Annotated in this window: 24 protein-coding genes and 1 tRNA gene; 9 read left to right on the top strand and 16 right to left on the bottom strand. The window is 57.2% G+C overall.

The window, feature by feature from the left end:
• Positions 1 to 33 precede the first annotated feature (33 nt).
• The 6 genes from G9X48_RS20175 to aspA form a co-directional block, all read right to left on the bottom strand.
• Positions 34 to 109: transfer RNA gene (locus G9X48_RS20175), tRNA-Phe, on the bottom strand.
• A 116-nt stretch (positions 110 to 225) separates the two neighbouring features.
• Positions 226 to 801 (bottom strand): transcriptional regulator, encoded by a 576-nt coding sequence (locus G9X48_RS20170; protein WP_004387009.1) that lies wholly within the window; start codon positions 799 to 801, stop codon positions 226 to 228.
• A gap of 50 nt (positions 802 to 851) precedes the next feature.
• A complete protein-coding gene (locus G9X48_RS20165) occupies positions 852 to 2,576 on the bottom strand; it encodes a protein-disulfide reductase DsbD (RefSeq protein WP_105629552.1) in 1,725 nt (574 codons plus the stop codon).
• Positions 2,552 to 2,899: a divalent cation tolerance protein CutA gene (gene cutA / locus G9X48_RS20160; RefSeq protein WP_004387013.1), complete on the bottom strand. Its 348-nt coding sequence runs from the start codon at positions 2,897 to 2,899 to the stop codon at positions 2,552 to 2,554. The genes G9X48_RS20165 and cutA overlap by 25 nt, the downstream gene beginning before the upstream one ends.
• 123 nt (positions 2,900 to 3,022) lie before the next feature.
• Positions 3,023 to 4,324 (bottom strand): anaerobic C4-dicarboxylate transporter, encoded by a 1,302-nt coding sequence (locus tag G9X48_RS20155; RefSeq protein ID WP_007887530.1) that lies wholly within the window; start codon positions 4,322 to 4,324, stop codon positions 3,023 to 3,025.
• Between the two features lie 112 nt (positions 4,325 to 4,436).
• A complete protein-coding gene (gene aspA / locus G9X48_RS20150; protein WP_004387015.1) occupies positions 4,437 to 5,873 on the bottom strand; it encodes an aspartate ammonia-lyase in 1,437 nt (478 codons plus the stop codon).
• A gap of 337 nt (positions 5,874 to 6,210) precedes the next feature.
• On the opposite strand from aspA, the gene G9X48_RS20145 reads away from it, so the two are divergent.
• The 4 genes from G9X48_RS20145 to G9X48_RS20130 all read left to right on the top strand — a co-directional run bounded on the left by G9X48_RS20145 (position 6,211) and on the right by G9X48_RS20130 (position 9,405).
• Complete coding sequence (locus G9X48_RS20145) at positions 6,211 to 6,687, top strand: FxsA family protein (protein WP_007887527.1); 477 nt, start codon at positions 6,211 to 6,213, stop codon at positions 6,685 to 6,687.
• A 136-nt stretch (positions 6,688 to 6,823) separates the two neighbouring features.
• Complete coding sequence (locus G9X48_RS20140; protein ID WP_004387018.1) at positions 6,824 to 7,117, top strand: co-chaperone GroES; 294 nt, start codon at positions 6,824 to 6,826, stop codon at positions 7,115 to 7,117.
• A 49-nt stretch (positions 7,118 to 7,166) separates the two neighbouring features.
• Positions 7,167 to 8,810, top strand: coding sequence for a chaperonin GroEL (gene groL / locus G9X48_RS20135; protein ID WP_004387019.1), 1,644 nt, complete (start codon positions 7,167 to 7,169; stop codon positions 8,808 to 8,810).
• 241 nt (positions 8,811 to 9,051) lie between these two features.
• The gene (locus tag G9X48_RS20130; protein WP_007871252.1) at positions 9,052 to 9,405 is read left to right on the top strand and encodes a DUF4156 domain-containing protein; all 354 of its coding nucleotides are present in this window, start codon (positions 9,052 to 9,054) and stop codon (positions 9,403 to 9,405) included.
• 261 nt (positions 9,406 to 9,666) lie between these two features.
• On the opposite strand, the gene epmB is transcribed toward G9X48_RS20130, so the two are convergent.
• Positions 9,667 to 10,695, bottom strand: coding sequence for an EF-P beta-lysylation protein EpmB (gene epmB, locus G9X48_RS20125; RefSeq protein WP_097640931.1), 1,029 nt, complete (start codon positions 10,693 to 10,695; stop codon positions 9,667 to 9,669).
• 40 nt (positions 10,696 to 10,735) lie between these two features.
• Here epmB and efp point away from each other — a divergent pair, with 40 nt between their 5' ends.
• The 3 genes from efp (at position 10,736) to ecnB (ending at position 11,741) form a co-directional block, all read left to right on the top strand.
• Positions 10,736 to 11,302, top strand: a complete 567-nt coding sequence (efp, locus tag G9X48_RS20120; protein ID WP_004386068.1) for an elongation factor P — start codon at positions 10,736 to 10,738, stop codon at positions 11,300 to 11,302.
• A gap of 58 nt (positions 11,303 to 11,360) precedes the next feature.
• Complete coding sequence (locus G9X48_RS20115) at positions 11,361 to 11,492, top strand: entericidin A/B family lipoprotein (protein ID WP_004386069.1); 132 nt, start codon at positions 11,361 to 11,363, stop codon at positions 11,490 to 11,492.
• Between the two features lie 102 nt (positions 11,493 to 11,594).
• Positions 11,595 to 11,741, top strand: a complete 147-nt coding sequence (gene ecnB / locus G9X48_RS20110; protein WP_004386070.1) for a lipoprotein toxin entericidin B — start codon at positions 11,595 to 11,597, stop codon at positions 11,739 to 11,741.
• A 40-nt stretch (positions 11,742 to 11,781) separates the two neighbouring features.
• Here ecnB and G9X48_RS20105 read toward each other — a convergent pair whose 3' ends face one another.
• Positions 11,782 to 12,387, bottom strand: coding sequence for a LuxR C-terminal-related transcriptional regulator (locus tag G9X48_RS20105; RefSeq protein WP_004386071.1), 606 nt, complete (start codon positions 12,385 to 12,387; stop codon positions 11,782 to 11,784).
• Between the two features lie 277 nt (positions 12,388 to 12,664).
• Here G9X48_RS20105 and sugE point away from each other — a divergent pair, with 277 nt between their 5' ends.
• A complete protein-coding gene (gene sugE, locus G9X48_RS20100; protein ID WP_007702160.1) occupies positions 12,665 to 12,982 on the top strand; it encodes a quaternary ammonium compound efflux SMR transporter SugE in 318 nt (105 codons plus the stop codon).
• Here sugE and G9X48_RS20095 read toward each other — a convergent pair.
• The 5 genes from G9X48_RS20095 to frdA all read right to left on the bottom strand — a co-directional run bounded on the left by G9X48_RS20095 (position 12,979) and on the right by frdA (position 16,929).
• Positions 12,979 to 13,512: a lipocalin family protein gene (locus G9X48_RS20095; protein WP_097640958.1), complete on the bottom strand. Its 534-nt coding sequence runs from the start codon at positions 13,510 to 13,512 to the stop codon at positions 12,979 to 12,981. The genes sugE and G9X48_RS20095 overlap by 4 nt on opposite strands.
• A gap of 122 nt (positions 13,513 to 13,634) precedes the next feature.
• Complete coding sequence (gene frdD / locus G9X48_RS20090) at positions 13,635 to 13,994, bottom strand: fumarate reductase subunit FrdD (protein ID WP_012123672.1); 360 nt, start codon at positions 13,992 to 13,994, stop codon at positions 13,635 to 13,637.
• Positions 13,995 to 14,004: 10 nt separating this feature from the next.
• Positions 14,005 to 14,400 (bottom strand): fumarate reductase subunit FrdC, encoded by a 396-nt coding sequence (frdC, locus tag G9X48_RS20085; protein ID WP_097640932.1) that lies wholly within the window; start codon positions 14,398 to 14,400, stop codon positions 14,005 to 14,007.
• The gene (locus tag G9X48_RS20080) at positions 14,400 to 15,146 is read right to left on the bottom strand and encodes a succinate dehydrogenase/fumarate reductase iron-sulfur subunit (protein WP_097640933.1); all 747 of its coding nucleotides are present in this window, start codon (positions 15,144 to 15,146) and stop codon (positions 14,400 to 14,402) included. The genes frdC and G9X48_RS20080 overlap by 1 nt, the downstream gene beginning before the upstream one ends.
• Positions 15,139 to 16,929, bottom strand: coding sequence for a fumarate reductase (quinol) flavoprotein subunit (gene frdA, locus G9X48_RS20075; RefSeq protein ID WP_054625891.1), 1,791 nt, complete (start codon positions 16,927 to 16,929; stop codon positions 15,139 to 15,141). Before frdA ends, G9X48_RS20080 begins: the two co-directional genes overlap by 8 nt.
• 303 nt (positions 16,930 to 17,232) lie before the next feature.
• Here frdA and epmA point away from each other — a divergent pair, with 303 nt between their 5' ends.
• Positions 17,233 to 18,210, top strand: a complete 978-nt coding sequence (gene epmA / locus G9X48_RS20070; RefSeq protein WP_007887508.1) for an elongation factor P--(R)-beta-lysine ligase — start codon at positions 17,233 to 17,235, stop codon at positions 18,208 to 18,210.
• Positions 18,211 to 18,560: 350 nt separating this feature from the next.
• On the opposite strand, the gene mscM is transcribed toward epmA, so the two are convergent.
• The 3 genes from mscM to rsgA form a co-directional block, all read right to left on the bottom strand.
• Complete coding sequence (gene mscM, locus G9X48_RS20065; protein WP_097640934.1) at positions 18,561 to 21,893, bottom strand: miniconductance mechanosensitive channel MscM; 3,333 nt, start codon at positions 21,891 to 21,893, stop codon at positions 18,561 to 18,563.
• Positions 21,894 to 21,909: 16 nt separating this feature from the next.
• Positions 21,910 to 22,872, bottom strand: a complete 963-nt coding sequence (asd, locus tag G9X48_RS20060) for an archaetidylserine decarboxylase (protein ID WP_097564138.1) — start codon at positions 22,870 to 22,872, stop codon at positions 21,910 to 21,912.
• Between the two features lie 96 nt (positions 22,873 to 22,968).
• Positions 22,969 to 24,015, bottom strand: coding sequence for a small ribosomal subunit biogenesis GTPase RsgA (rsgA, locus tag G9X48_RS20055; protein ID WP_171964780.1), 1,047 nt, complete (start codon positions 24,013 to 24,015; stop codon positions 22,969 to 22,971).
• Positions 24,016 to 24,082 lie beyond the last annotated feature (67 nt).

Raw genomic sequence — 24,082 nt, 5'->3', positions numbered from 1 at the left:
AAAACCCCCGCCGAAGCGAGGGTTATAAATGAGTGGTGCCCGGACTCGGAATCGAACCAAGGACACGGGGATTTTCAATCCCCTGCTCTACCGACTGAGCTATCCGGGCAACGGGGCGCATTAAACCGTAAAGGCCCGAAGGCGTCAACGGCTTTGTCATAAAAAATCCGTCAATCTGTGCTGACTGGCTGATTTTCAGACAAAAAGGCACCCGTTAATGGGTTGTCAGGTCAGTGCGCCACCCTGACGGCACTGGGCGAAACGCAGGATATCTTCGGCGAGACGGCGCGCGGTATCCACGTCCGCCTGGCTGCGTTTGACCAGCAGACGGCTCAGACAGCCTTCCAGCACCAGTTCCATCTGCTCGGCGACCATCGCCGGATCGTCCACTTCGAGCTGCGTTAACAGCTCGTGCGTGTAGTGATACGCCGCGCGTTTTTGCTGATCCGCCAGTTGATGGATCGGGTGCGACGCCTCGGGGTAAAACGTGCAGGCGGCGATAAACAGACAGCCCGGGTAGCGATCCTGGCTGACGCAGTCCGTCAGCGCCTGATAGCGCGCCATGAGCTTTTGCTCGGCGCTTAGCTCTTCGTTGTAGATCAGCTGGCGGCGCCAGGCGTCCACACGCTGGCTCAAATAGCGTAGCGCGTCATACAGTAGCGCCTCGCGATCCGGCCAGTAGCGCTGGATCTCTTCCGTCGGACACTGTGCCGCGGCGGCCACCATTTCCGGTGTGGTATTGGCAATCCCTTCCTGTTCAAGGATATGCAGGGCCTGCTCCAGAACTTCTTCACGTTGCACGGTCTACTCCTCTCCGTTTAGCCCAACGGTTTCTCCCACCCAAGTGTTGTTTACCGCAGGCGATTGTGCAAATGCGTTGCAAACGCGGGGGCGTCCATAAAACCGGTGACGCGGCCATTTGGGATCTCGTTACCCTGCGCATCGAAGAAAATAATCGTCGGCAGCCCGAGCACATTAAGGCGCTTCAGCAATGCCACATCGGCGGCGCTGTTGGCGGTGACGTCAGCCTGCAACAGCACCGCGCCATCCAGCGCGCGCTGCACCGCTGGCGCGCTGAACGTGTATTTTTCAAACTCTTTACAGGCGACGCACCAGTCGGCGTAGAGATCGAGCATCACCGGCTTACCTTTGGCCTGCGCCAGCGCGCGGTCGAGATCGTCCACCGTGGCGATGCGGGTGAAAGCCAGATGCGCCTGGGATTCCGCGACAGGCGCGCCGAAAGCCCAGTCCTGCAACGGGCTGGCGCAAATCAGTGCCGCGCCCAGCAGCACGATTTGCACCGCGCGCATCCAGGAGCGGGTGGCGTTCAGGCTCGTGACAAACGCCCAGCCGAAGAACGCGACGCCAAGCGCGCTCCAGAGACGCACTCCCCACGGCTCGCCCAGCACGCGCTCCAGCAGAAATACCGGCAGCGCCAGGATAACAAAGCCGAACGCGGTTTTGACCTGCTCCATCCACGGGCCGCTTTTCGGCAGCAGCCGGTTGCCGAAAACAGTGACCAGAATCAACGGCAGGCCCATGCCGAGCGCGTAGAGATACAACGTGCCGCCGCCGAGCCACAGATCCCCGCTCTGGGCGATATAAAGCAGAATGGCGCTGAGCGGCGCAGTGGTGCAGGGCGAGCAGATAAGCCCTGCAATCGCGCCCATCGCAAACACGCCGCCCGGCGAGCCGCCGCGCTGGCGGTTGCTCATTAGCGTCAGGCGCGTTTGCAGCGACGCGGGCAGTTGCAGCGTAAAGAGCCCGAACATCGAGAGCGTCAGCAGAACAAACACCGCAGAGAGCGTCACCAGCACCCACGGGCTTTGCAGCGCCGCCTGAAATTGTAGCCCCGCGGCGGCGACCACCAGCCCGAGCGCGGTATACGTGAGCGCCATTCCCTGCACGTAGACAAACGCCAGCAGCAGCGCGCGGCGAGTGGAAAGCCGTTTGTCGCCGCCCAGCACGATGCCGGAAATAAGCGGGTACATCGGCAGTACGCAGGGTGTGAAAGCGACGCCGATGCCGATAAGTAACGCCCAGAACGCGGAGAAGGGCAGGGTGGCGGAAGGCGCATCGCTGTTAACGCGGGTTTGCTCGCCAGTGGCGGCCGAAGGCGTAGCGGCGTCGGCTTTAACACTCTCTGTCGGTTCGACGGCGCTCAGCGGCACCGTGCGGGTTTCCGGCGGGTAACAGAAACCGGCGGCGGCGCAGCCCTGGTACGTCACGCTCAGCGTCGCGCCAGGCGACGCCTGCTCCACCGTAATCGGCACGCTGAGCGCGTCACGGTAGATTTCGCTTTTGCCGAAGAACTCATCTTCATGCGGCTCGCCGGCAGGCAGTGCGAGCGGTGCCACGCTGGCACTGGCGGGCGTTACGCGAATTTGCTGGCGATAGAGATAGTAGCCGGGCTTAATCTGCCAGTTCAGCGTTAACGTGTTCTTCTGCTGCTGAAAATCAAAGGCAAAAGCCTGGTCTGCCGGCACAAACTGCGAGGCGTTTTGCTGGCCGAAGAGTGAGGCAGAAGCATGGGCGCTGCAAAACAGCAGGATCAGCGTAAGGATGCGGTGAGCCATGAGAGGTAATCGTTGTCTCCATGAATGACGGGGATCACAAGCAGTTCGGGTGTCTGATACGGATGATGGCTTTTAAGACACGTCAGCAGCGCCTGCTGGCGCGCGGTATCGCTTTTTAACACCATCTGCACCTCGTACTCTTGCTCCAGTTTACCTTCCCAGTAGTAGAGCGACGTGGCGCCCGGGAGCAGCGTCACGCAGGCGGCGAGATTTTCCGCCAGCGCTTTGGCCGCCAGATCCTGCGCGGTGGCTTCGTCCGGCGCGGTGCAGAGCACAACGACGGCGTCCGGGGCGGCGTGAGTAACGGTATTTTCATCCAGCATAAAGCCCTCCTGCCTGAAAAGTGTGAACGGCTACTATACAACGGCAGAAGAGGGCGCGTTAGCGGTTGCGCGCAGGTGTGAGACGTTGCGACGTAAAAAGGGGCGCCGCAGCGCCCCGGAAGATCACAGCATGACGCTGCCCAGCAGGAAGCCAAAGCAGACGGAGAGCACAACGCCGAGCGTGCCCGGAATAAAGAACGGATGGTTAAAGACGAAACGGCCAATACGCGTGGTGCCGGTATCGTCCATCTGTACGGCGGCAACCAGTGTCGGATAGGTCGGCAGAATAAACAGGCCGGAAACGGCGGCAAAAGAGGCGACGGCCGTCAGCGGGGAGACGTTCAGCGCCAGCGCCATCGGCATCAGCGCTTTGGCGGTCGCCGCCTGAGAATAAAGCAGCGCGGAAGCGATAAAGAAAATCAGCGCCAGCAGCCACGGGTGGCCCTGAATCACGCTGCCCGCCGTGGCTTTGATCCAGTCGATATTGGCGGAAACGAAGGTGTCGCCAAGCCACGCCACGCCGAGGATACAGATACACGCGCTCATCCCCGCTTTAAAGGTGCTGGAGTTCAGAATGGTGTCGGTTTCCACGCGGCAGAGAAGCGTGATAAGCGTCGCGACGCTCAGCATGATGATGAGGATGGCGCTGGTGGTGTTCATCAGCGGTTTTGCCACAAGGCCAAGGCTCGGGCTGTTGATAATGGCATATGCGACGACGCAAACCACGCCCAGCAGGAACAGCCACACGGAGGTTTTGGCGCGCGGTTTGATGTCGATTTGCTTGTCGCCGCGCAATTCGATTAACCCTTCCTCCAGACGTTTGAGATAAACCGGATCGTCGGAAAGCTTTGAGTTAAACAGGATGGAGACGAGAAAAGACATGACCAGGACCGCCGCGAGCGTAGAAGGGATAACGACCATCAGCAGATGAATGTAGCTGACGCCGTGGCCTTCCATCACCGAGGACATATACACCACGGCGGCGGAAATCGGCGACGCCGTGATGGCTATCTGCGCGGCGACCACGGCGGTGGAGAGCGGACGGCAGGGCTTCACGCCCTGTTCTTTGGCCACTTCGGCGATAACCGGCAGCGTGGCGAGCGAGATATTCCCGGTACCGGCGAAAATCGTCAGAAAGTAGGTGACGATGGGAGCCAGTATCGTGATGTATTTCGGGTTTTTGCGCAGCAGCTTTTCCGTCTGGTTGACCAGGAAATCGAGCCCGCCCGCGACCTGCATGGCGGAGATAGCGGCGATCACCGCCATGATGATTGAGATAACGTCAAAAGGGATATTGCCGGGTTTCACCCCGATGGCGGCGAGGACCAGCACGCCCAGCCCGCCGGCGTACCCAATCCCGATTCCCCCAAGCCTGGCGCCAAGAAAAATGGCCAGTAAAACGATGATAAGTTCGACAACTATCATGATGGCTTCCTTGATGGTTAATTGTTGGATAATTAAAAGTTATAATTTGGTATCCATTAAACGAAAAAGGCACGTCCGAAGACGTGCCTTTTTAGTGTACCGCGAAAGGGGATTACTGTTCGCTTTCATCGGTATAGCGTTTTGCTTTGTAGGCCGGATGCATCAGGTTCTGGACAGAGAAAATGTCGTCCAGCTCCGCTTCCGTCAGCAGACCGCGCTCCAGTACGACTTCACGCACGCTCTTGCCGGTTTCAGCACAAATCTTCCCGACGATATCGCCATTGTGGTGGCCGATGAACGGGTTGAGATAGGTGACGATACCGATAGAGTTGTAGACGTAGCCTTCGCACACTTCTTTATTGGCGGTAATGCCGTTGACGCATTTTTCCAGCAGGTTGTAGCAGGCGTTGGTCAGGATATGAATCGACTCAAACATCGCCTGGCCGATGACCGGCTCCATCACGTTCAACTGCAGCTGGCCAGCTTCAGACGCCATGGTCACGGTGGTGTCGTTGCCGATAACTTTAAAGCAGACCTGATTTACCACTTCCGGCACAACCGGGTTCACTTTGGCTGGCATGATGGACGAACCCGCCTGCAGCTCCGGCAGGTTGATTTCGTTTAAGCCCGCGCGCGGACCGGAAGAGAGCAGACGCAGGTCGTTACAGATTTTGGAGAGCTTAACGGCCAGACGCTTGAGCGAACTGTGCACCATAACGTAAGCGCCGCAGTCTGAGGTCGCTTCGATCAGGTCTTCTGCCGGAACGACCGGCAGATTGCTCACTTCCGCGAGTTTCTGCACGGCCAGTTGCTGATAACCATCCGGGGTGTTCAGACGCGTGCCGATAGCGGTCGCGCCGAGGTTCACCTCAAGCAGCAGCTCCGCCGTGCGCAGCAGGTTTTTGGTCTCTTCGTTCAGCAGCACGTTAAATGCGTGGAACTCCTGACCGAGCGTCATCGGCACGGCGTCCTGAAGCTGGGTGCGGCCCATTTTCAGGATGTTTTCAAATTCCACGGCCTTGCGCTGGAAGCCTTCGCCCAGCTCTTTAATGGCGTCTACCAGTTTAACGATGGATGCGTAAACCGCGATGCGGAAGCCGGTCGGGTAGGCGTCATTTGTGGACTGGCATTTGTTCACATGATCGTTAGGGTTGAGGAACTGGTATTCCCCTTTCTGGTGGCCCATCAGCTCAAGACCAATGTTCGCCAGCACTTCGTTGGTGTTCATGTTAACGGAAGTGCCCGCGCCGCCCTGGTACACATCGACCGGGAACTGATCCATGCATTTTCCGTTATTCAGCACTTCATCGCAGGCGGCGATAATCGTGTCGGCGATTTTGCGCGGAATGGTCTGCAACTCTTTGTTGGCCAGCGCCGCCGCTTTTTTCACCATCACCATGCCGCGAACAAACTCAGGGATATCGCTGATTTTGCTGTTGCTGATGTAAAAGTTTTCAATCGCTCGCAGAGTGTGAACACCGTAGTAGGCATCCGCTGGAACTTCCCTGGTACCCAACAAATCTTCTTCGATACGAATGTTGTTTAACATGTGAACCTTCTTACTTAAGCTGACTAAGAATGCACCAAACTCACAGGATATATGTGGTTATGGAGGTAAAATGACCGACATTTATGTCCTTAATCGGTCTGGTGCCCACGATCATATGCTGATGATAGCGAAAAGCAGTAACCTGGATCACTTATTCCCGGCCGCGTCTGATGACAATTATTAAACTGTGAAATGGGTCACCGCTTAAAAATTTCCAGAAAAAATGTCCGTGCAAAGTGATTGAACTTTGACTAAGGCGCCTCCATCTCAGTGTATATGCGTTCGCACATCCATTTCTAAGGCGCCAGAAGGCGCCTGCTTTTTACAGGAGAACCCGGTGCGCTGGATACCCTTTATCGCCTTCTTTCTTTACATCTACATTGAAATTTCCATCTTTATTCAGGTGGCGCATGTGTTCGGCGTTTTTCTGACCTTAGTACTGGTGATTTTCACCTCGGTCATCGGGATGTCGCTGGTGCGTAACCAGGGCTTTAAAAACCTGATGCTGATGCAGCAGAAAATGGAAGCGGGCGAAAGCCCGGCGGCGGAAATGCTGAAGAGCGTGTCGCTGATTATCGCAGGCCTGTTGCTGCTGTTGCCTGGCTTCTTTACCGATTTCCTCGGCCTGCTGTTGTTGCTACCGCCGGTGCAAAAACTCATCACGCTGCGCCTGATGCCGCACCTGCGCTTTGGGCGGATGCCGGGTGGCGGTTTTGGTGCATCATCACAGGGCGGCAACACCTTTGACGGCGAGTACCAGCGCAAAGACGACGGCCCCAAACGTCTTGAAGACCACGATCGCGACTCGCGATAAAAAATCCAAAAAATTTTTTTCTTTTCCCCCTTGAAGGGGGAAAACCCCAACCCCATCTCTCTGGGCACCAGCCGGAAACCTTCATGGGCCGGCTCAATCCCTAACTGATACGGACTTTCTCAAAGGAGAGCTATCAATGAATATTCGTCCATTGCATGATCGCGTGATCGTCAAGCGTAAAGAAATTGAATCTAAATCTGCTGGCGGCATCGTTCTGACCGGCTCCGCTGCGGGTAAATCCACGCGTGGCGAAGTGCTGGCTGTTGGCAATGGCCGCATCCTTGAAAATGGCGAAGTGAAGCCGCTGGATGTGAAAGTGGGCGACATCGTAATTTTCAACGATGGCTATGGTGTAAAAACCGAGAAGCTGGACGATCAGGAAGTGCTGATCATGTCTGAAAGCGACATTCTGGCAATTGTTGAAGCGTAATCTCACGCGCGAACAAAACTGAACGTACGAATTTAAGGGAAATAACGATATGGCAGCTAAAGACGTAAAATTCGGTAACGACGCTCGTGTGAAAATGCTCCGCGGCGTAAACGTACTGGCAGACGCAGTGAAAGTCACCCTGGGCCCGAAAGGCCGTAACGTGGTGCTGGATAAATCTTTCGGTGCGCCGACCATCACCAAAGACGGCGTGTCCGTAGCACGTGAAATCGAACTGGAAGACAAGTTCGAAAACATGGGTGCCCAGATGGTGAAAGAAGTGGCCTCCAAAGCGAACGACGCGGCAGGCGACGGTACCACCACTGCAACCGTACTGGCACAGGCTATTATCACCGAAGGCCTGAAAGCTGTTGCGGCAGGCATGAACCCGATGGACCTGAAGCGCGGTATCGATAAAGCGGTTGTTGCCGCTGTTGAAGAGCTGAAAGCGCTCTCCGTACCGTGCTCTGACTCTAAAGCTATCGCTCAGGTCGGCACCATCTCCGCTAACTCCGATGAAACCGTAGGTAAACTGATTGCCGAAGCGATGGAGAAAGTGGGCAAAGAAGGCGTTATCACTGTTGAAGAAGGCACCGGTCTGCAGGACGAGCTGGATGTGGTTGAAGGTATGCAGTTCGACCGCGGCTACCTGTCTCCGTACTTCATCAACAAGCCGGAAACTGGCGCTGTTGAGCTGGAAAGCCCGTTCATCCTGCTGGCTGACAAAAAAATCTCCAACATCCGCGAAATGCTGCCGGTTCTCGAAGCCGTGGCTAAAGCAGGCAAACCGCTGCTGATCATCGCTGAAGATGTGGAAGGCGAAGCGCTGGCGACCCTGGTCGTGAACACCATGCGCGGCATCGTGAAAGTGGCTGCAGTGAAAGCACCGGGCTTCGGCGACCGTCGTAAAGCTATGCTGCAGGATATCGCTATCCTGACTGGCGGTACCGTTATCTCTGAAGAGATCGGTATGGAGCTGGAAAAAGCGACCCTGGAAGATCTGGGTCAGGCGAAACGCGTTGTTATCAACAAAGACACCACCACCATCATCGACGGCGTGGGCGACGAATCCGCAATCCAGGGCCGCGTTGGTCAGATCCGTCAGCAGATCGAAGAAGCGACCTCTGACTACGACCGTGAAAAACTGCAGGAGCGCGTAGCTAAACTGGCTGGCGGCGTTGCAGTTATCAAGGTTGGCGCTGCGACCGAAGTGGAAATGAAAGAGAAGAAAGCCCGCGTTGAAGACGCCCTGCACGCAACCCGTGCTGCGGTGGAAGAAGGCGTGGTTGCTGGTGGCGGCGTAGCACTGGTGCGTGTTGCTGCGAAACTGACCGAACTGACTGGCCAGAACGAAGACCAGAACGTGGGTATCAAAGTTGCGCTGCGCGCAATGGAAGCTCCGCTGCGTCAGATCGTGTCCAACGCCGGTGAAGAGCCGTCTGTTGTCGCGAACAACGTGAAAGCTGGCGACGGTAACTATGGTTACAACGCGGCGACCGAAGAATACGGCAACATGATCGACATGGGTATCCTGGATCCGACCAAAGTGACCCGTTCTGCGCTGCAGTACGCGTCTTCTGTGGCTGGCCTGATGATCACCACCGAGTGCATGGTTACCGATCTGCCGAAAGAAGATAAAGCCGACTTAGGCGCTGCAGGTATGGGCGGCATGGGCGGCATGGGCGGTATGATGTAATTTAATCTTCATACTTCAGGCCCAGGGCGTTGGCTGCATTCATTCACCCCCGTCACTTACTGAGGTAAGCGCCTGGGATTCATGAATTTGCCGCCTGCCTGCAACCTGAATTATTCGATTAAAAACAGAAAACCCCGGTCAGAAATGGCCGGGGTTTTTCTTTTGGTCATCTTTTTAGTATAAGGTCTTACCGGGCTTACGCAGCCCAGGCTATCACCAGCTATTCATAATGGGGAACAACATGCGCTTGAAAGTCACTACAGGAATGGTTGTCGCAGCGCTGCTGCTGGCGGGATGCAGCAACGGTAACACACTCTCGACCGCAGGTCAGAGCGTGCGTTTTGTTGAAGAGCAGCCTGGTAAAGAGTGCCGCTTACTGGGCACCGCGACCGGTGAGCAGAGCAACTGGCTTTCTGGCCAGCACGGCGAAGAGGGCGGCTCCATGCGCGGTGCGGCAAACGATCTGCGTAATCAGGCCGCAGCGATGGGCGGCAATGTGCTTTATGGCGTAAGCAGCCCGACCCAGAACCTGCTTTCAAGCTTTGTTCCGACATCCAGCAAAATGGTCGGCCAGGTGTATAAGTGCCCGAACTGAAAGTGATATCACCGCATTAACGGTTTTTAAAGATAAAAAGGCGGGTGCGCTGCGCTTACCCGCCCTACGATTTTAACGCCGCGCTGGGTTTGACTGTGGCGGGTGCGCTGCGCTTACCCGCCCTACGATTTTAACGCCGCGTTGGGTTTGACTGTGGTGGGTGCGCTTCGCTTACCCGCCCTACAGGTTTATCGCTGCCGCTTTTTCTGCGTAGGGCGGGTAAGCGCCAGCGCACCCGCCGCCTCGCCATTCACGATAAAATCAATTCTGTCGCAGCTGCAAATCCAGCGGCGTTTTGCTCGGCTCGCCACCAATTTCACGCGCCAGCTTCGGCACCAGATAACCGGAAACCTGCGACAACAGCTCGCGCATAATCGCCCGCGCCTCGTCGTCGCTCACCATAAAATGCGCTGCGCCTTGTACTTTATCCAGCACATGCAGGTAATAGGGCATCACGCCCGCATCAAACAGCGCATTGCTGAGCGCCGCCAGCGTTGCCGCGTTATCGTTCACGCCTTTCAGCAGCACGCTCTGGTTCAGCAGCGTAACGCCTGCCGCGCGCAGCTTCGCCATTCCCGCGCGAAACGCGTCGTCAATTTCCTGTGCATGGTTAATGTGATTCACGAGGAGCACCTGCAAACGCGTCTCGCCGAGCAGCCGGACTAGCGCATCGGTAATACGCGCCGGGATAACAATTGGCAGGCGGCTGTGGATGCGCAGGCGCCTGATATGTGGGATCGCCCCAAGATGCGCGATCAGCCATTCCAGCTCGTGGTCTTTCGCCATCAGCGGGTCGCCGCCGGAGAAAATAATTTCATCCAGTTCCGGGTGCGCGGCGATGTAATCCAGCGCGGCCTGCCAGTTGCGCTTATTCCCCTGGTTATCCGCATACGGGAAATGACGGCGGAAGCAGTAGCGGCAATTCACCGCGCATCCGCCTTTTACCAGCAGCAGCGCGCGATTGTGGTACTTATGAAGGAGGCCTGGCACCACACTGTTTTGCTCTTCCAGCGGATCGGTGGTAAAACCGGGCGCCGCGACAAACTCCTCACGCGCGGTTAATACCTGGCGCAGCAGCGGATCCCGCGGGTTGCCTTTCTCCATCCGCGCGGCGAACGCGCGCGGTACGCGCAGCGCAAATAACCGGCGCGCGTCGCGACCTGCCAGCAATTCTTCACTGGCGTCTATATTGAGAAGGTGCAGGAGCTCATCGGGATCGGTGATAACATCGGCAAGTTGCGATAACCAATCTTCTCGGGATGGGGTATTTAGGGTTACAATATGCGCCATTTTGTGGCTTAGCTACCAGTTAACAATTTCAGAGGGCCTTATGGCGACTTATTCTAGCAACGATTTTCGTGCCGGTCTTAAAATCATGATGGACGGCGAACCGTACGCCGTTGAATCCAGCGAATTCGTTAAACCGGGTAAAGGTCAGGCGTTCGCGCGCGTTAAGCTGCGCCGTCTGCTGACCGGTTCTCGCGTTGAGAAAACCTTTAAATCCACCGACTCCGCTGAAGGCGCAGACGTTGTGGATATGAACCTGACTTACCTCTACAACGACGGTGAGTTCTGGCACTTCATGAACAACGAAACTTTCGAACAGCTGGCTGCGGATGCCAAAGCCGTTGGCGACAACGCGAAATGGCTGCTGGATCAGGCTGAATGCATCGTGACCCTGTGGAACGGTCAGCCTATCTCCGTTACCCCGCCGAACTTCGTTGAGCTGGAAATCGTGGATACCGATCCGGGCCTGAAAGGCGATACCGCAGGCACCGGCGGCAAACCGGCGACCCTGTCTACCGGCGCTGTGGTAAAAGTACCGCTGTTCGTACAGATCGGCGAAGTCATCAAAGTGGATACCCGCTCTGGTGAATACGTTTCCCGCGTAAAATAATCTCGACTGATATCTGCGGCGTGGTGTCGCCACGCCGCATATTTGCAGAGAACGTCCCATGAAAACCCCGCTGTTACGTCCCCTTTTGATTCTGCTGCTGTGCTCGCTTGTCAGCGCCTGTAATACGGCTCGTGGCTTTGGTGAAGATATTCAGCATCTCGGCGGCGCGATTGAGCGCGCAGTAAAATAGTTCTTCTGTTCCTAAAAATCGTTTCCTTCCGGCAGCTTGTCAGTTTTTGTCTATGCTTAAAAAGCTATACACAAATAACTTAGGCTATAAAAGGAAGAGATTATGGTTAAGAAAACAATTGCGGCGCTCTTTTCAGCACTGGTCCTTTCTTCACTGTTGACGGCCTGTAACACCACGCGTGGTGTAGGCGAAGACATTCAGGACGGCGGCAGCGCGATTTCTGGCGCAGCGACTCGCGCATCGCAGTAAGCTTTGCGACGACGGTACGACCCCTCCCGGTGTCGTACCGTTATCTTGCGCACATCTCTGGCAGCGGCACGAACAGCGAAAAGCGGTTATCGGCACCGAGTTTCATGCGAATGTTGCGTTTATAGGTGTAAACCGTTTTAACGGCGATCCCCATTTTCCGCGCGATTTCTTCATTGCTCATTCCCACGCTCCACCATTCCAGAATGCGTTCTTCACGCAGCGTCAGTAGCGGCGTAATGGTTTTAGGCTCGCCGAACGGCGGACGCGACATCAGCGCTTTACCAATCATCTGGCCAAGCTCGCGCAGGGGAATAGTTTTATCCACGATGCGCCAGGTTATTTGCTGCGAGCAATAATCATTCAGCACGTCTGAACTACCGCTTTGTAATAAAATAAGGCGCGTAGTATTGCCGCAGGCGGCGAAAATCGAGGAGAACTGATTTACGTGGTGAATATCTCCCATAAACCCGTGAAGATCGGCAATCACCATATTGGGTTGCCATTGAATAAGAAGCTCACGCGCGCGCAGCAAGTGATCGGTTGCCGTCACGTGGAACGGCGCCGCGAAATCTTCAGCGTGGTTAAGCCAGCTTTCGAGCCCGGTACGGCTGAAATGACAGCGGTCAACCAGTAAAATTTTATACATGCTCGGATTCATTATGGAGAGAAAGACGCACCTGCTGACGCCAGCAGGAAAGTGTTTCATCATAGGAAGATTTATCGCTAACTGAACCCGTGATGTACGCGCACAATCGCGGCTATTTCCTGGCTTAACTCACGAGAATCCGCTGGTTTAGGAAAAACCTGGTTGCAAAATGCGCAACAAGAAGGGATGATCGCGCTGTTTATCACCTGGCCTTGCGGGACGACCTGCAAGCGCGTCATGTTGAACGGGGACGGCCCCAAATAACCTGGAGCTGAATATGTCCTGGTTCGTTCTGTTTATCGCTGGTCTTCTGGAAGTGGTCTGGGCCGTCGGCCTGAAATATACCCACGGTTTTACGCGTGTTGTGCCAAGCCTCATCACCGTTTCGGCGATGATTGTCAGCATTGTGCTGCTTTCATGGGCGATGAAAAGCCTGCCGACCGGCACGGCTTATGCTGTCTGGACGGGGATCGGCGCGGTGGGTGCGGCCATTACCGGCATTCTGCTGTTAGGTGAGTCCGCAAGCCCCGCGAGGCTGATAAGCCTGGGGCTTATCGTCGCGGGGATTATCGGTCTGAAACTCAGCACGCACTAACCGGCGCGCTGGTTTACCCAAATCAGTTTTTCCACCGCGAAGCCCTGACGAGTCGCGGAGTCCAGCAGATCCTCTTTCACTTGCTTACTGATGGTTGGCGTGCGGGAGAGGATCCACAGATAACTGCGATCCGGTCCGCAGATCAGCGCATGCTGGTAGTCTTTATCCAGCGCAATAATGTTATATCCGCCGTAGAACGGGCCGAAGAAAGAAACCTTCAGCGCGGCGCGGCGGGTATCGCCGGTGAAATAGGCTTTACCTTCGCTCTGCTGCCATCTGTTACGATCCGGGTTGAAACCGCGGTTAATCACGTTCAGGCCGCCATCGCCACGCAGGCTGTAGGTCGCGGTGACCTGCTCAAGACCGCGCTCAAAACGGTGATCGAAGCGGGCGATTTCATACCACGTGCCGAGATAGCGGTTAACGTTTAAATCCTCCACCACTCTGACACCGCTCGGCGGCGTCGGGGTACTGCAGGCGACAAGCAGTGCTGCAGTCGCGACGGTAGCTACAACAGGAAGTAGTCGAATACGCATGGCGGGATCCTTCTGTTTTTACTGCTAAGTGTAGATGCCCGCTGCGGTTTTGTAACATCAGAGAAGTGAAATAGTCAGGAAGTAAAACGCCGCTTCGTGAGAAGCGGCGACAGGGTTCAGAGTGTAACTACGCCAATCAGCGTCACGACCGTCAGAATGGCGGCCAGACCATAGAACACCCATTTCCCGGCAGGAACGTGGATTTTCAGGTCGTGCATACCGTGATGAATGCGGTGCAGGCCGCACCACAGCGGCAGCACAATCATCAGGAACAGAAACAGACGGCCCACCCAGCTCTGGGCGAACGCCAGCACGCGCTCGTAGCTGAATGCGCCTTCCGGCCCTATGCCGAGCGGCAGCAGAATGCCCACCAGCATGATGATGACCGGCGCGATAATCGCGCACCACATGCCGCCTGCGCCAAACAGGCCCCAGAATACCGGCTCGTCGGAGCGTTTCGGGTGTTGATTAATCACGATATCCTCCTTACCAGACCAGGGCGATAAACAGCACGATGATAGTCACGAGAGCCGTCACGCCCCACAGCCCGCGGATCACCGGCTCCGGCCCCATTTTTTCATCTTTGACTACCACGATGGCGGCTTTCGGAGCCAGTTCAAACCAGGTTTTGGTGTGTAGCAGCGCGGCCAGCAGCGTGATGATGTTCAGTAACACGACGACAGGGTTTTGCAGAAAATCGACAAAACCGGCCCAGCTCTCCGGGCCATGCTTGAGCGCGAACAGACCATAAATCAGTACAATGCTGAACCAGACGGCAGGCACCGAGGTGCCTTCGCGCAGCATGTAAAAGCGGTAGAAGGGCAGTTGCTTCCACCAGCCTGTTTCCATCGTCCGTACATAAGGCTTACGTTTCGAGGTCATCATTCACTCCTTGCGCCGGGTTTGAGCATGGCGATTAAGAAATCCTTCGAGCTCTCCACTTTGCTCTGCTGGATAGCCGCGGCCGGATCGACATGTTTCGGGCAGACTTCCGAGCAGAAGCCAACAAACGTACAGGTCCAGACGCCGTTCTGGCTGTTAAGCTGCGGCATACGCGCCTTCTGGCCCTTATCGCGGCTGTCGAGGTTATAGCGGTGCGCGAGCGTGATCGCCGCCGGGCCGATGAACTCCGGGTTCAGGCCGAACTGCGGGCAGGCGGCGTAGCACAGGCCGCAGTTGATGCAGCCGGAGAACTGATGGTATTTCGCCATTTGCGCCGGTGTCTGGGTATTTGGCCCTTGTTCCGGCTTGCGCGGGTTACCGATGATATAGGGCTTAATGGATTCGAGGCTCTCGATAAAGTGGGTCATATCGACCACCAAATCGCGCTCGATCGGGAAATTCGCCAGCGCCTCGACTTTCATACCGGAAGTGTAATCGCGCAGGAACGTTTTACAGGCGAGTTTCGGCACGCGGTTGACCATCATGCCGCAGGAGCCGCAGATAGCCATGCGGCACGACCAGCGATAGCTTAAATCCGGCGCCAGGTTGTCTTTGATATAGCCGAGCGCGTCAAGCAGCGAGGTTTGCTCATCCCAGGGCACGTCGTAAAACGCGCTGTGCGGCGCGTTATCGGTTTCCGGGTTATAACGCACGACTTCAATGCGCAGCGTTTTCATCTCAGCCATTCGCCGTCTCCTTTTTATCGGCCGCTTCCGACTCCGCGCCATAAACGCGTTTCGCCGGAGGCAGAGTGGTAATCTTCACGTCGCTGTAATCGAGGCGGGTGGTACCGTCTGCGTCGCGGAAGGCGAGGGTATGACGCAGAAAGTTCACGTCATCGCGCTCGGTGCAGCCTTCGTCAAGCCGCTGATGCGCGCCACGCGACTCTTTACGCGCCATCGCGGAGTGCGCCATACATTCAGCGACGTTCAGGCCGTGGCCAAGCTCAATGGTATAGAGCAAATCGGTGTTGAAGACGCTGGAAGTGTCGCTGATGCGCACGCGCTTAAAGCGCTCCTGCAATTCAGCAAGTTTATCGATGGTTTTCTGCATCAGCTCCGGCGTGCGGTAAATGCCGCAGCCTTCTTCCATCGAGAGGCCCATTTCATCGCGGATTTTCGCCCAGCTTTCGTTGCCGTCCTGGTGCACCAGCGCGTGCAGACGCGCTTCGACATCCGCTGCCTGTGCGTTCAGTGCGTCGTCACGGGTGGATGTCACTTCCATCGCGCGTTCCATCGCCTGCGTGCCTGCCAGTTGGCCGAATACGACCAGTTCCGCCAGCGAGTTTGAACCCAGGCGGTTCGCGCCATGCAGCCCCACGGACGAGCATTCGCCCACGGCAAACAGCCCCTTGATGCGGGTTTCGCACTGCTGATTGGTTTCGATGCCGCCCATGGTGTAATGCGCCGTCGGGCGTACGGGAATCGGCTCTTTGACCGGGTCGACACCCACGTAGGCTTTCGCCAGTTCGCAAATGAACGGCAGCCGCTCCAGCAGTTTTTTCTCGCCGAGGTGGCGCAGATCGAGATAGACCACATCGCCGCGCGGCGTGGAGATGGTGTTGCCTTTGCGCCACTCGTGCCAGAAGGCTTGTGACACTTTGTCGCGCGGGCCCAGTTCCATATATTTGTTCTTCGGCTCGCCGAGCGGCGTTTCCGGCCCCATGCCGTAATCCTGTAAATAGCGATAGCCGTTTTTATTCACCAGAATGCCGCCCTCGCCACGGCAGCCTTCCGTCATCAGAATGCCGGAGCCGGGCAGACCGGTCGGGTGGTACTGCACGAACTCCATATCGCGCAGTGGCACGCCGTGCGCCAGCGCCATGCCCATACCGTCGCCGGTGACGATGCCGCCGTTGGTGTTATAACGATAGACGCGCCCCGCGCCGCCGGTCGCCATCACCACCGCATTTGCGCGGATCTGCACGAGCGTACCTTCCATCATGTTCATCGCCACCAGGCCGCGCGCCTGGCCGTCATCCACCAGAATATCCAGGACGAAATGCTCATCGAAGCGCTGGATTTGCGGGAATTGTAGAGAGGTCTGGAACAGGGTGTGGAGCATATGGAAGCCGGTTTTGTCGGCAGCAAACCAGGTGCGCTCGATTTTCATGCCGCCAAAGCGTCTGACGTTAACTGAGCCGTCTGGTCGGCGGCTCCACGGGCAGCCCCATTGCTCAAGCTGAGTCATTTCACGCGGGCAATGTTTAACGAAATAGTCCACCACATCCTGCTCGCACAGCCAGTCGCCGCCTGCGACCGTGTCGTGGAAATGATACTCAAAACTGTCATGATCCTGGGCAACGGCCGCCGAACCGCCTTCGGCGGCGACGGTATGGCTACGCATCGGATAGACTTTTGAAATCAGTGCGATTTTAGCGTTGGGATTACGCTCGGCCGCCGCAATGGCTGCCCGCAGTCCCGCGCCGCCGGCACCGATAATGGCGAGATCGGCTTGAAAAGTATGCACGACATTCCTCCGGGTTTTAGTTATTCCCACCGCGCGGTAACTAAGGCGAAAACTCGGGGCTGCGCGGGGGTAAAGCATTCCCCTGCTCCTTTTTGGGTAGGTGAGTATAACCTTAGCCCTAAAGGGGAAATTTGATGTGTTCGATTTTTTGGGGCGGTGCGGCGCGTTTTACACGCTGGGTTAATTGAAGTGGCTCACAAAACGCAAATCTGGCGTGAATAAAGGAAAAAAGTGCGCAAAATTTGTCTGGCGAACGGGATACGAGTAGACTTCGTGCCCTTGTTTGACGACGGAGAAAGTACCATGAGCGAGACGGCCACCTGGCAGCCGAGCGCATCCATCCCCAACCTGTTGAAACGCGCCGCCATCATGGCGGAGATCCGCCGTTTTTTCGCGGACCGCGGCGTACTGGAGGTGGAAACCCCCTGCATGAGCCAGGCGACGGTAACCGATATCCACCTGTTCCCGTTTGAAACGCGTTTCGTCGGTCCCGGCCATTCCCAGGGGATTAATCTCTATCTGATGACCAGCCCGGAATATCACATGAAACGCCTGCTGGCGGCGGGCTGTGGGCCGGTGTATCAGCTGTGCCGAAGCTTTCGTAATGAAGAGATGGGGCGTCATCACAACCCGGAATTCACGATGCTGGAGTGGTATCGCCCGCATTACGATATGTACCGCCTGATGAACGAGGTGGACGATCTTCTGCAGCAGGTGCTGGAGTGCCAGCCCGCCGAGACCATTTCCTACCAGCAGGCGTTCCAGCGCCATCTGGAGATAGACCCGCTGTCGGCGGATAAAACCCAGTTGCGCGAGGTAGCGGCGAAGCTTGACCTGAGCAATATCGCCGATACCGAAGAAGATCGCGACACGCTCCTGCAACTCTTGTTCTCTATGGGCGTTGAGCCGCACATTGGTAAAGATCGCCCGGTGTTTGTGTATCACTTCCCGGCAAGCCAGGCGGCGCTCGCGCAAATCAGCACCGAAGATCACCGCGTGGCAGAGCGTTTTGAGGTCTATTACAAAGGCATTGAGCTGGCGAATGGTTTCCATGAGCTGACCGACGCGCGCGAACAGCAGCAGCGTTTCGAGCAGGATAACCGCAAACGCCTTCAGCGCGGTCTGCCGCAGCAGCCGGTGGATTACAATCTGCTGGAAGCGCTAAAAGTGGGCCTGCCGGATTGTTCCGGCGTGGCGCTGGGTGTCGATCGCCTGATTATGCTGGCGCTGGGCGCAGAGAGCCTCGCTGAAGTTATCGCTTTTACGGTCGACCGGGCGTAACGGCTGAATGCTTACCTGTGGCGGGTGCGCTTCGCTTACCCGTCCTACGATGTTAGACAAGGTTCGATGCGTCTTGTATGGCGGGTGCGCTTTGCTTACCCGCCCTACGATGTTAGACAAGGTTCGATGCGTCTTGTATGGCGGGTGCGGCTTCGCTTACCCGCCCTACGATGTTAGACAAGGTTTAATGCGTCTTGTATGGCGGGTGCGCTTCGCTTACCCGCCCTACGATGTTCGATAAGGCTTAATTCCCTTTGTAGGGTGGGTAAGCGCAGCGCACCCACCTTTACTAAACGGCTTTAACTACAAAATAACCGCCATAAAAAAGGAGCCCTGAGGCTCCTTTTTCGTTACATACTGCCCGGCGCGCGGCTGGTGCGCCCGGCTGAACTTAACGTTCGCGCCATGCGCTTGCCGTCGAGGCTCTCCAGACGCATCTGGAACGGCGGGAACGGCATCTCGATGCCATGCTCGCGGAAGCCCTGCAAAATCAGCTGATGGATTTCGTGACGTAGCGGCATGCGGTGTCCCATCTCGGCGGCGTGAATACGCAGTTCAAAGAGCTGAATCCCCTGCTGCAAATCAACCAGGAACACTTCCGGCGGCGGGTTATCAATCACATACGAACACTTCTCAGCGGCGCGGTAGAGGATCTGCGTCACCTCTTCGCTGTTAGCATCTGCCGGAGCAGGCACCGTCAGCACCACGCGCGTGACTGAATCCGAGAGCGACCAGTTAATAAACTGCTCGGTAATGAACGCCTTATTCGGCACGATTATCTCTTTACGGTCCCAGTCGCTGATGGTCGTCGCGCGCGTGTTAATGCGCGTCACGCTGCCGGTTAGATCACGAATGGTCACGGTATCGCCGATACGAATCGGCTTTTCAAAGAGAATAATCAGGCCCGAAATAAAGTTGGCGAAAATCTCCTGCAAGCCGAAACCGAGCCCCACACCGAGCGCCGCCACCAGCCATTGCAGCTTCGACCACTCGATACCAATCATAGAGAAGCCTACCAGGCCGCCTATCAGCATCAGCAGATATTTGGTGATGGTGGTAATGGCGTAACCAGTGCCTGGCGTCAGCTCCAGATGTTGAAGCACGACCAGCTCCAGCAGCGCGGGCAGATTACGCACCAGCTGCGTGGTGACGATAAACACCAGAATGGCGATCAGCACCGCGCCAAGCGTAATCGGTTCAATGCTCTCAACGCCCTGCACGGTTGAGGTGACATCCCACAGCGAAATATTCTCAAGGAACCCGAAGGCCGAGTGGATTTCCGACCACAGCACGATGACCGACAGCAGCGCGATAAGCGTCAGGATCGAGCGCACCAGACGCAGCGACTGGGCGCTGATCGCATCCAGATCAAGCTCCGCGACTTCCACTTCCACGCTGCCTTCGGTGCTGTGCCCGTGGTGCGGTTCTTCTTCGCCGCGGGCGCGCTGGGCGAGAATTTCCGCGCGACGCGAGCGGGCGCGGTCAAAGGCCAGGCGACGGCGCTGAATGAGCATCCAGCGGCGAATGATGTGGTAAATCACCAGCAGCAGGAACCAGATGGCCACGGACGTTTCCAGACGCGCCAGCAGCGCCTGCGCGGTGGCGAGATAACCGACGGCCGCGGCGAGGATTGCCGTTAACGGCGCGCACAGCAGCAGGTTCCACAGCAGCCGGTTGACCCAGTTATCGCCGTTGCCTTCTTTATCGAGAAAGAGCGGGAGGCCTGCACGCTTGAGGCTGAGCGTGACGATCGCCAGCGCGCCGCAGATAAGCACAAAGCACAGCCGCCCCAGCGAGCCGGAGAATTCGCGGTCGTTGAGGTTATCGAAGGTAATCAACGCCATGATGAGCGGCACGATAAAGCCGATGCTCATCAGGTAGTAGCGCATCGCGCGGGCGACCCGGTTGCGCGGCCAGCCGAAATGCGTGATAAACAGGCCGTTCGGGCGTGCGAAGGTCGCAGAAATCATCACGACCCACAGCAGCGGCACCGTGGCGGTGACGCCGTCGCCGACCGCCACGGCGATAGGCCAGGGCCAGGCTTCACGAAGGCCATAGCCAAGCGTTGCCCACAGCACGGGCAGGGGAGAGGCCACCAGAATCGACCAGAACACCGTGCGCATCGTGAGCCAGAAATGGTCCTGCGTTACCTTCCCGACCCGCGCGCTGGAGCGCTCCAGGAACGCTGTAAAGTGACGCCGCGAACTGATGCTAAAGCCCACCAGCAGCAGCGCGCCGAAGAGCGGCAGCAGCGTCTCTTTGCTGGTCACCATCATCACGGCGGCTTTACCGAGCTGGCCAAAAAAGTCGAGCGAGATAAGACGACGCAAATCCTGAACGATATCCACCGGCCAGCTGATAGTGAGCGGGCTGACGTCAGAGGTCCAGAACAGGTAGCGGTGCGTCGCCTCGTTCACTTCTTTCAGCGCGTCTTCAAGCTGGCTGTTTGCCACCTTCAGCTTGGTAAGCTCAAGGATTAACGTATCGCCGCCCTGCAACAGCGAGTTGAGCAGTTCGCGTTGGGTGCGTAACTGCGCGTCGAGAATACGGCTCTGCTCTGCCGTCAGCGGCTTGCCGTCCGCCTGTCGCAACTGGCGCAGTTGCGGCTGCTTGTTGAGCTGATCTTCATAGCGCAGACGATGGACGCGAAGCTGCGCCATCTCGGTATCGAGCTGCTGAAGCTTCGGCATCTCTGGCAGGCGCGACACCTGGGCGCGCAGCGCCTCGCCGAGCACGTTCGACACACCGAGCCACTGCGACTGTTCACGCAGCGTGGTTAACGCCTGACGCACCTGCATGGTCTGACTGGTGGCCTGCCGCTGCTGGGACGCCACCAGATCCATACGCTGCGCCTGCTGGTTTAGCGCGCGCGACAGCTCGCGGTTTACGTTGAACTGCTCGACAATCGCCGGCGGCAGGTTGGCGCTGTTCTCGGCAAGCAGTTCGGTGCTCTCCAGCGCGCGCTCAGCTTCCTGCTGGCGCTGGCTGTTAAGCTGATTGCGCAGCGCCTGGAGGTAAGCATCAAGCTGTTCGCTCTGTTTTTGCGCCAGTTCTGCGCGCAGGCGCGCCAGCTCCTGGCGGTTGCTGGCGGAGAGCTGGGCGAGTTCGAGTTCGTCAACACGGGCTTTTAGCTGGGCCGATTCCGCCTGCTGGCTGAGAAGCTGCGCCGCGCCAAGCGCATTTGAGACGGTCGGCGCGCCTGCGCGGCGTTCCATCTCGTTAAGCTGGCGGCGCGCGTCAGTTTGCTGCTGGGGAAGCTGGCTTAAGGAGTCGGCGATTTCGCGCGCGCGATCCTGCTCCTGCTGCGCCTCGCGGCTCTTCTCCAGCAGCTGACTGCTGACCTGGAGGATCTCCTGATTGAGCGCGTCGGTGGTAAGCCCGGTAGGCACCCGGCGCGGCTCATCGCGCAGATTGTTGAGTTGCTGGCGCAGTGACTGCGAAAGCTTAGGGAAGTTATCGATAACCTCCTGATATTGCTTTGCGCGCTCAAGGGAAGCTTTTCGCTCCTCAAGCGCGTTTTGCGCCGCCTGCAGGGCTTCAACCACTTGCGCCTGATCGGGCTGGTTTTTGGCCGCTTTGGCCTGCTCCAGCTCCTGCGCTATCTGTTTTTCATCAGGCGCGGTTGCGGCGTTCGCCCAAAAGCTCAGGCTCCAGGCCAGCAGCACGTAAAGGATCAGGCGCACGTCATTTACCTTTGAATTAACGGTTTTGGTCGTTATCTACCAGCGGGTTGGCTTCACGCTCGGCGTCGGCTTCTTCGGCTGAAATCACCGCAGGGGCGACGTCGGCTGCGACCGCCTCAACGGAGACCGCCAGCGGCTCGCCGAGACGCGTGACGGAGAGGCTTTGCAGATGCTCAACCAGCTCCACTTTGCCCGGCGCGAACAGGTTGATAACTGTTGAGCCGAGCTTGAAGCGGCCCATCTCCTGGCCTTTCAGCAGCGCCACCGCACCGTCGCTTTCGCCTGCCGGGTACGTCCAGCGCTTGATGATGCCTTCACGCGGCGGGGTGATGGTGCCAGCCCAGACGGTTTCGATGCTCCCCACAATCGTCGCGCCCACCAGAATTTGCGCCATCGGCCCGAATTCCGTGTCGAACAAGCAGATGACACGCTCATTACGGGCGAACAGGTTCGGCACGTTCTGCGCGGTCAGGTGGTTTACCGAGAAGAGATCGCCCGGCACATAGATCATTTCGCGCAGGATACCGTTGCACGGCATATGGACGCGGTGATAGTCGCGCGGCGAGAGATAGGTGGTCGCGAAGGTGCCGTTACGGAACAGATCGGCCATCAGATAGTTGCCGGCCAGCAGCGCTTCCAGCGTGTAGTTGTGGCCTTTGGCCTGCAGGATCTTATCGCCTTCGATGCGTCCGAGCTGGCTGATTACGCCGTCCGCCGGCATTGCCAGCACGTTCGGATCGGTGTTCAGCGGGCGAACTTCATCACGCAGCGGACGCACGAAAAATTCGTTAAAGGTGCGATAGCTGGCGGTATCGGGCTTCTGCGCCTCGCTCATGTTGACCTTGTAGTACTTCACAAACAGATCGATGACCAGTTTAGTCAGCCAGCCTGCGCGTTTGCTCGCGCCCCAGCCAGCCAGACGGGTGAGCCACTGTTTGGGCAGAATGTATTGCAGCGAAAGTTTGATTTCGTTTAACAAGGTAGCCTCCAGGCCAGTGTTTCGTCATTCCTGGCCCGGTTATATGCCGGGCCTGTCAGAAAAAGGGGCTGATTCTAACGACGCCAAGCGTAATTGTCAGTCGTCGCTTTCGGAAAAGTTTTTACGCGTTTTTACCTGCGCCATGCTTTCCAGAATCCGGTGATAATTGTCGAAGCGGGTTTCGGCTATCTCGCCGCGCTCGACGGCCTCGCGAATGGCGCAACCCGGATCGCTGCCATGTTTGCAGTCGCGGAATTTGCACAGGCCGAGATAATCGTGGAATTCGATAAAGCCGCGGGTGATCTGGTCAGGCTCCAGATGCCACAGGCCGAACTCGCGCACGCCCGGGGAATCGATGACTTCGCCGCCGCCGGGAAAGTGATAGAGGCGCGAGGCGGTCGTGGTGTGCTGGCCAAGCCCGGAGTTATCGGACACGTCGTTAACCAGAATCTGGTTATCCTTGAGGCCCAGCAGATTATTCAGCAGGCTCGATTTCCCGACGCCCGACTGCCCGGCGAAGATGCTGGTGCGGCCAATCAGCGCCTCTTCCAGTTCTTTCAGCCCTTCGTCTTTGTAGCTGGAAACCAGCAGGACGCGATAGCCGATACGGCGATAGATATCCATTTGCTCGTTGACGAAGGCCAGGTCTTTTTCATCAAGCAGGTCAATCTTGTTGAGCACCAGTAATGGCTCAATATCCAGCGTTTCACAGGCCACCAGATAGCGGTCGATAATATTCAGCGACAGCTCCGGCAGGATGGCCGAGACGATAATGATTTGGTCGATATTCGCGGCGATAGGCTTCACGCCGTCGTAAAAATCCGGGCGCGTCAGGACGGAGGTGCGCTCGTGCACCGCATCGACAATGCCTTTGCCCTGCACGTTTTCTTTCGCCGGACGCCAGACGACGCGATCGCCAGTCACCAGCGAGCGGATAGTGCGGCGAATGTTGCAGCGGTGCACGCCGCCGTCAGACGATTCGACGTCGGCATGCTGACCAAAACGACTGATAACGCGGCCGTCGCGAGGCTCACCAAACTGCGAGTCGTCGGGATCGGCTTTCTCCGGAGTCTGTTTGAGCCGGCGCTGATGATTCGCTGAGACGCGGCGTTGCTGACCTTTGGAGAGTTTATTTTTGCTCAATCTTAATGGCTCCTGGTCGCCCCTGGTGGGCAAAACCTCTATGATACCAGCTATTGTAAATGAATTA

Source organism: Cronobacter sp. HA18006 (genome assembly GCF_011605445.1).
Taxonomy (GTDB): domain Bacteria; phylum Pseudomonadota; class Gammaproteobacteria; order Enterobacterales; family Enterobacteriaceae; genus Cronobacter; species Cronobacter sakazakii.
The sequence above is the reverse complement of the archived record's forward strand: the minus strand, read 5'-3'. Positions and strand labels throughout refer to the sequence as shown.